This window comes from Vibrio sp. V01_P9A10T6 (genome assembly GCF_963877065.1).
GTDB lineage: Bacteria > Pseudomonadota > Gammaproteobacteria > Enterobacterales > Vibrionaceae > Vibrio > Vibrio anguillarum.
On record NZ_CAWNTB010000192.1, the window covers coordinates 13,366 to 20,198 of the forward strand.

At 43.3% G+C, this 6,833-nt stretch carries 4 protein-coding genes; 1 reads left to right on the forward strand and 3 read right to left on the reverse strand.

What is annotated here, in order from left to right; translation table 11 throughout:
• The 3 genes from AACQ21_RS14870 to AACQ21_RS14880 form a co-directional block, all read right to left on the reverse strand.
• Nucleotides 1–1,832, reverse strand: a 1,832-nt coding sequence (locus AACQ21_RS14870) for a DUF294 nucleotidyltransferase-like domain-containing protein (protein WP_105976616.1), incomplete at its 3' end; no start/stop codon positions are given.
• 269 nt (nucleotides 1,833–2,101) lie between these two features.
• Nucleotides 2,102–3,292, reverse strand: coding sequence for an amino acid aminotransferase (locus AACQ21_RS14875; RefSeq protein ID WP_088717991.1), 1,191 nt, complete (start codon nucleotides 3,290–3,292; stop codon nucleotides 2,102–2,104).
• Nucleotides 3,293–3,583: 291 nt separating this feature from the next.
• Entirely contained in the window at nucleotides 3,584–5,038 is a 1,455-nt protein-coding gene (locus tag AACQ21_RS14880) for an HD domain-containing phosphohydrolase (RefSeq protein WP_105976613.1), read from the reverse strand.
• 432 nt (nucleotides 5,039–5,470) lie between these two features.
• On the opposite strand from AACQ21_RS14880, the gene AACQ21_RS14885 reads away from it, so the two are divergent.
• The gene (locus tag AACQ21_RS14885; protein ID WP_105976614.1) at nucleotides 5,471–6,643 is read left to right on the forward strand and encodes a methyl-accepting chemotaxis protein; all 1,173 of its coding nucleotides are present in this window, start codon (nucleotides 5,471–5,473) and stop codon (nucleotides 6,641–6,643) included.
• Nucleotides 6,644–6,833: the final 190 nt, after the last annotated feature.

The window sequence follows — 6,833 nt, forward strand, 5'->3', positions numbered from 1 at the left end:
AGGATTTGAAACGCATCTTTTAAGTTACGTCTTTCAAAATCAGATAGGTTTTCTGGCTCGATATTGTTATCTGGCTCTATTTCTTGTTCAACGTCAGCCGCTTGGTGGCGAATGCGTACCATCGCGATAAACTCCATTGCGTCACGCAGATCTTGCGCCCGTCCTTTGGGTAGAATTCCGGCTTCAATGATGTCATCTAAACGTTCAAACGAGTTGGTAGAACGTGAACCGACAGCCAATGCATGCACACGGATTAAATCCGCTAACGGTGCAGTGCCGCGACGTTTTAAATTGATGGTGTTATTGTGTCGTCCATCTTTTTCCATCACAAAGTCTTTGAAAAACCCCAATGGTGGCGTGCGGTTCAGTGCATTTCGTGCAAGGCATGCAAGAAATCGATTATTTTTGCGTGCTCGCCGTACAATAAACCCATTCAGTTGTTCTGCCCATTTGGTCCTGCCACACACTCCGTATAAGTCAAAAAAGATGGATGCATTCAATAGCGCTTTAGGGTTAGGGTTATCTATCCAATCGGCAAAGCAGGCTTCCCATTCTTTACGAGTCATACGCCACATCGGGTTGCTGGCCATAATGTCCCCCGTACAGTAGCTGTAACCGCATTGATCTAAGCTGTCGCAGACAAATTTGGCGAACGCTTCGAAATAAGCACCATGTTGTGTTTCTTCATAGCTATCGTCCAAAATTAAAGCGTTATCTTGGTCCGTGACAATTAACTGTTCGTCACGGCCCATAGAACCCAAGGCTAAAAAGCAGTATGGAATAGGCGGTGAGCCTAGTAATTCTTCGGCAAGTTCAATGATTCTTTGTTTAAAGCTACGGCCAATCACTGACATCGCCGTGCCGATCATGTGTGAGTTCGCATCTTCATTGACTAAACGAACAAAACTGTCTTTGACTTGGTGCGACAGTGTGGCTAACTCTTCAACGCTTTGTTGCTGGAAGATGCGACTGACGAGCAGCAATGAGTTTTGTGATTCATAACGAACAATATCGGTCGCTTCAATGATACCGATCGGCTTTTTTTCTTTGAGTATAGGAAGATGATGAACATTGTACCGAAGCATTTTTAGCATGGCCTCATAGACATAAGCATTATGATCTAATGAGATAACCTCCGTTGTCATCACTTCCGTGACGAGGTGATTAGGATCGATGCCAACGGCTAATACACGCGTGCAGAGATCTCGGTCAGTCAGGATGCCGATTACCGGGCTGTTATCGTCGTCACTCTCTTGCAAAATATCAGGGTCAATCACCAGCAGTGAAGAGATACTCTCTTCCGCCATCTTGATCGCCGCATGTTGAATGGTTTCTGTTTTGTAAACTAAAGGGGCTTCTCGGCTGAGTAAGGTTCGCACTTTCGAGGTGGTGAGATCATTCTGCTCTGTTTTACTCAGCACGGCTTGGCGAAGGCGCGCGTTATCTTGCACTTCAACGAAATCAGCAAAGGAATCATAGTTGTCATATAAATCCTGAAACCTTGCCTCTGGAATACAGTAAACCAGCGTATCTTCAATCGCTGTGACCGGAAAACGAACACGGTTATTGGTCAATAGCCCCATTTGACCAAATAAACCGCCTTCGGTTAGGCGGTTGTATAATTCGCCTTTGCGACGGTACACCTCGACGACGCCGCTGCGGATCAAATACAAGTCCTGGATATGATCACCAAAATGAATGATGGGTGTACCTTGTCGAAAATAGGAGATTTCTACGCTCTGCGTCACTTCGATCAGTGTTTCTTCAGGTAGTTCATTGAACGGTGGATACTGAGCAAGGAAGTTCTTGATTTCAATTAATTCTGCTTCCATGGAGGCTTCCTTGTGTTTCGGAGTTCATATTGTGGGATTCTGACGTCGTGAGCCAGCTAAACGATGTAACTGGTCAAAGGGATCAGGTCACATCGGTGGCATTGGACATAGGATTCAGAGAGTTATAGTACATGAAAAGAACGTGCTTTGCAGGCAAGAGGGAAAAGTGTACGCGCTTTGAGGTGAATCAAGTGTCATTTCAGTGAATTGAAGATAAAAAAATAGCCGACAAGTGGCGGCTATTGTTGTCTATTTCTTATCATTATCGATTATAGAACCGCTGCAATACCTTTGCACAGTGGGCCCATATTCGATTTTGTCATGCCTGCCACACTGATACGGCCGGAACCGACGATGTAAATTGCTAATTCATCTTTCAGACGAGCAACTTGTTCCTTGTTCAAACCAGAAAAAGAGAACATGCCATTTTGACGTTCAATAAAGCTAAAATCAGCCTTCACACCTTCGGCTTTTAGGGTGGTAACAAACAGCTCACGCATCTCTTGAATACGTTCACGCATTTCTGTCACTTCGTTTTCCCATTCTGCGCGCAGTTCGGCGTTGTTGAGGATATAAGTAACGACCGCAGCACCGTGCGCTGGTGGGTTTGAATAAATGGAACGAATGATCGCTTTGATTTGTGAGAAAGCTGTTTCAGCGACATCTGTTGAGCCAGCAACGATGGTAAACGCACCCACGCGCTCATTGTACAAACCGAAGTTTTTAGAGAATGAACTCGCCACTAAGATCTCTTTATTGTATTTCGCAAAAGTACGTAGGCCTTGTGCGTCTTCTTCAACACCTTTCGCAAAACCTTGATAAGCAAAGTCAAACAGAGGAAGAAGCCCTTTATCAGCGACTAATTTTGCTAACGTTTCCCACTCTTTATCGGTTGGATCAATGCCAGTTGGGTTGTGGCAGCACCCGTGTAGAAGAACAATATCACCCGCTTGAGCTTGCTCAAGATCGGTAAGCATCGCTGCGAAATCTTTATCTTTCGTTTCGGCATTGTAGTACGAATACTGCGTGGTTTCTAAACCAGCCGCATTAAAAACACCGTGATGGTTTGCCCATGTTGGGTTGCTGATCCACACTTTCACGTCGCCGATTTGACGCTTAATAAATTCACCTGCTACACGCAGTGCACCAGTACCACCGGGCGCTTGCGCCGTTTTTGCGAGCTTTTGTGTCACAATCTCAGATTCATCGCCAAACAGGAGTTTTTGTACCGCGAGCCCATATTCAGCAGTACCTTCAATGGTGAGGTAAGATTTGGTCTTTTCAGACTCAAGCAACGCCGCTTCCGCTTTCTTTACTGTCGCAAGAACAGGTGTTTCACCTGCTTCATTTTTGTAGATACCAACACCGAGGTTAATTTTTTCAGTGCGAGGATCTTTTTTAAACTCTTCGGTTAAACCAAGAATAGGGTCGGCCGGAGCTGCGACAACTTTTTCAAACATAATCATCATCCATGTAAAGTGTTAGAAGGGATTTTAGAAACATAAAATTAAGGTATTTATACCTTTATGAAATATCCGTTACAACACACAAAACAGAAAAACTGAAAATAATTTGTGTTGGCTAAGAATCATGAACAAAAAGGCGATTTTTTTTAAAAAACTCTATCATCCACCGTTTTCATGTGGGGAAATTAAATAGGTTTTACTTTGAGAAGTAGTCAGCTCAACGGCAAAATTCATCATCAAATACGATATTTTGCCATTGAGCGGAGGAGTCACTGTAACAAGAGATTAATGTTTATCCTGATGGCGAGCGGCAATGGCGACAAATTGTTGTTCAACACTCAAAAAAGCCTCTACGACTTGTGGGTCAAAATGTATCGCTTCGCCCTGTAGAATGATGGCTTTTGCTTCATCATGAGAAAACGCGGGTTTGTAAACACGCTTTGAGATGAGCGCATCATATACATCAGCCAGTGCCATTAAACGGCCTGAGAGTGGAATCTCTTCCCCTTTGAGTTGTTTTGGATAGCCCGAACCATCCCATTTTTCATGGTGAGTGAGGGCGATTTCTTTCGCGATTGCTAAAAAGGAACTTGTGCCAAGGTGCTGCTCGGCAATCGACAGCGCTTGTGCGCCGATCTCAGGGTGTCCCTTCATAATAGTGAACTCATCATCGGTGAGCTTGCCGGGTTTCAGTAGGACGGCATCAGGGATACCGACTTTGCCAACGTCGTGTAATGGGGCTGATTTGTAGAGTAAATCAATATAAGTGGGCGTTAATAAAGGCTGATATTTCGGTTTTTGGCTTAGATGTTGCGCGAGTACTTTGACATATTCTTGAGTACGTAAAATATGAGCGCCAGTTTCATTATCGCGAGATTCAGCTAAAGCGGCCAGGCTGACGATGGCGACATCACGCGTGGTTTTTACTTCATCCTGTGAGTTTTGTAGGCTATCCAACATTTGATTGGTCAACCAAGCCACAGAGCCTAACTCGTTATTTTCAAAAATTGGTAAGCGTTGTGCTATATCACCTTGAGTCACTTGGCATAGCGAATGCTCTTGAGCGTGCAATATTTGCTTCATCAGCCTTCCCCACTGCCAGAGGATAGCGATCACATAACCGCCCAAAACCAAAGAAACATAAATAAACTCTTTAATAATGCTTATCTTGCCATGCCCATTGATTAAACTGGCAGGGTTATGTTCAAGCCAAAAAAGATCTTTCACCGCGACCATCGTGAGTGTGGCTGTCAGAGTGATGATCATCAGCATCATTAACCCGATCATCTGCTTAACAATCGAATGCCTTTCACCTTGGAGTTGTTGACGATTCAATTGTACTGCGTGCTGGCGATATTGAGCTCGTTTGGCGATGAGTTGTAATAAGCTTCCGGTAAAGAAACCAAACAGTGTTAAACCAAATAGAATTTTTATATTGCTATCGAGAGTAAATTGATAGTACTGATTGTAGTAAAGAGATAGTGGAATGCTGACAAGAAAAAACAAAACACTATCGAGTTTTGCATACTGCTCTGTTTTTGCCCAATCATGGTGAATAAAGACATATAGACGCATTACCCATGCACAAAATACGCTAATCGTCACATGGGCTGTGATTTCTAATGCGCTTAAACTGGACAACATCGGACATATTCGTCCGCCATAGGTGGCAAATAGCAGCGCAGCTAAGAGGTAGAGCAGTGCGGTGAGTTGGCTGTTGTTTCGCTTGGTATTATTCATGAATTTGATTTCATTACAGTATGTGATGCTTAAGTTTAGGTGATTAAATTCGTTCAATGTTGTGTTTTCGTGATTAACCGATGTGCGGAGGATCAGAAAAGCGATGGATTCTAGTGATGTATTTCTAGGAAAGATAGCTAAATAAAATAAAGCCAATGTGATCCGATCAGTGCGTCATGTTATGAGAACAGAGGAGAGGGCTTAATGACGTTACTCAGCCGAACTTAACGAAAGTCAATCGTTACTCTGACTGATAAGAGTGGACTGTTTAAAATTACCTAACACAACAAAAGTAAAATTACATCTACCGACTACATTGCAGATTCCTCCAAGCTTTCCTATCTTTAGTTATGAGCTCCAGGCGTTGCATAACAACTTCTTACATAACGTCATAGCTTTCGTCAGTGTTTTATGGCTAAAGGATAATAAATCATGCTCCTCATTAGGCTGGTACGTGTTTACGTGCCCTTAGTGCTATTGTCGATAGTTGCTCTTATGCCACAGCCAACACATTTTGGTGTTTGGGCTCTATTATTTGTTACTTTTGCTAGTGTTAGCTATGCAATTTGGAATTACGAATCCTTCATTTCCCAAGTCAAAGCTCAAAAAAAGACGATTGAACACTTTTCTCAAACACAAGAGATCCAACTGGATGGATATCATTCTTTAGAGCCTCTCTTTGCTCAATCTCTGCCAGTGTGGTCTCGTCATATTGATTTAGCTAATGTGCAACTTACCGATTCTGTTACTCAACTGAGCCAGCAATTTGGTGATCTTGTCACGCAGCTTTCACAAGCACTCTCCTTCTCGCAAGGTTCAACCTTAAAAGATGAGCGTAATTTAATGAGCGAAATTGAGCGTTGTCGAGCCATGCTTTCTAAAGCGGTTGATGAGCTTAGAGAAAGCCAAAAGACAAGAGAGCATATGCTTGATGAAATGCGCAGCCTTGATCAATACACAGTCGATTTAAAAAAAATGGCAACCGATGTGGTGGGCATTGCTGAAAAAACCAACTTATTAGCACTTAATGCTGCCATTGAGTCAGCCAGAGCGGGAGAGGCCGGTCGAGGTTTTGCAGTGGTGGCCGATGAAGTGCGTAACCTTTCACAGCGTTCAAGGGAGATCGCTAGCAGCATGACGGAGAAAGTGAACGTTGTCAGTGATGCGATTAATACTACATTTAAGACGGCTGAAGTGGCTATTGCGGCTGAGAGTGAACAAATGGAACAAACCGAGCAGCGTATCGATTATGTCATTAACCACTTCCAAGATATGGCACAAACCTTACAGCAACAGTCTGAGCGGTTAAAAGAAGATGCATTTTCGGTGAAGGAAACAATCAGTAGTGTGATTGTGAAATTGCAATTTCAAGACCGAGTAAGCCAAATATTAGAGCAAATCAGCACCAATCTCAAAGAACTCAGTGACTCATTAGAGCTGCTCAAACAAGACAGCAATCATGCGATCGCAGGCGAATTATCCCCGCAAAAATGGCTGGAAAAAATGACCAAGAACTACACCATGATAGAACAACATGAAAGCCACAAAGGCAAGGTTACTGAGGTGAAAAGCAAGGTGACTAGCACGGACATTACTTTCTTTTGAGAACCGTAAATGAATAAATGAGGAACTCTGTGATGAACAAAACGGTACTTGTTGTAGATGATTCGGCTTCAATTCGGCAGGTTGTGAGTATGACCTTAAAAGGAGCAGGCTATCAGACGATCGAAGCTCATGATGGTAAAGATGCATTATCCAAATTGGCCGGGAATCGTGTTCATTTGGTCATCAGCGA

Bases quoted from the DNA above. Each gene is read 5' to 3' on its own strand.
- AACQ21_RS14875 (WP_088717991.1), bottom strand. From the start codon at position 3,292: ATGTTTGAAAAAGTTGTCGCAGCTCCGGCCGACCCTATTCTTGGTTTA.
- AACQ21_RS14880 (WP_105976613.1), bottom strand. From the start codon at position 5,038: ATGAATAATACCAAGCGAAACAACAGCCAACTCACCGCACTGCTCTAC.
- AACQ21_RS14885 (WP_105976614.1), top strand. From the start codon at position 5,471: ATGCTCCTCATTAGGCTGGTACGTGTTTACGTGCCCTTAGTGCTATTG.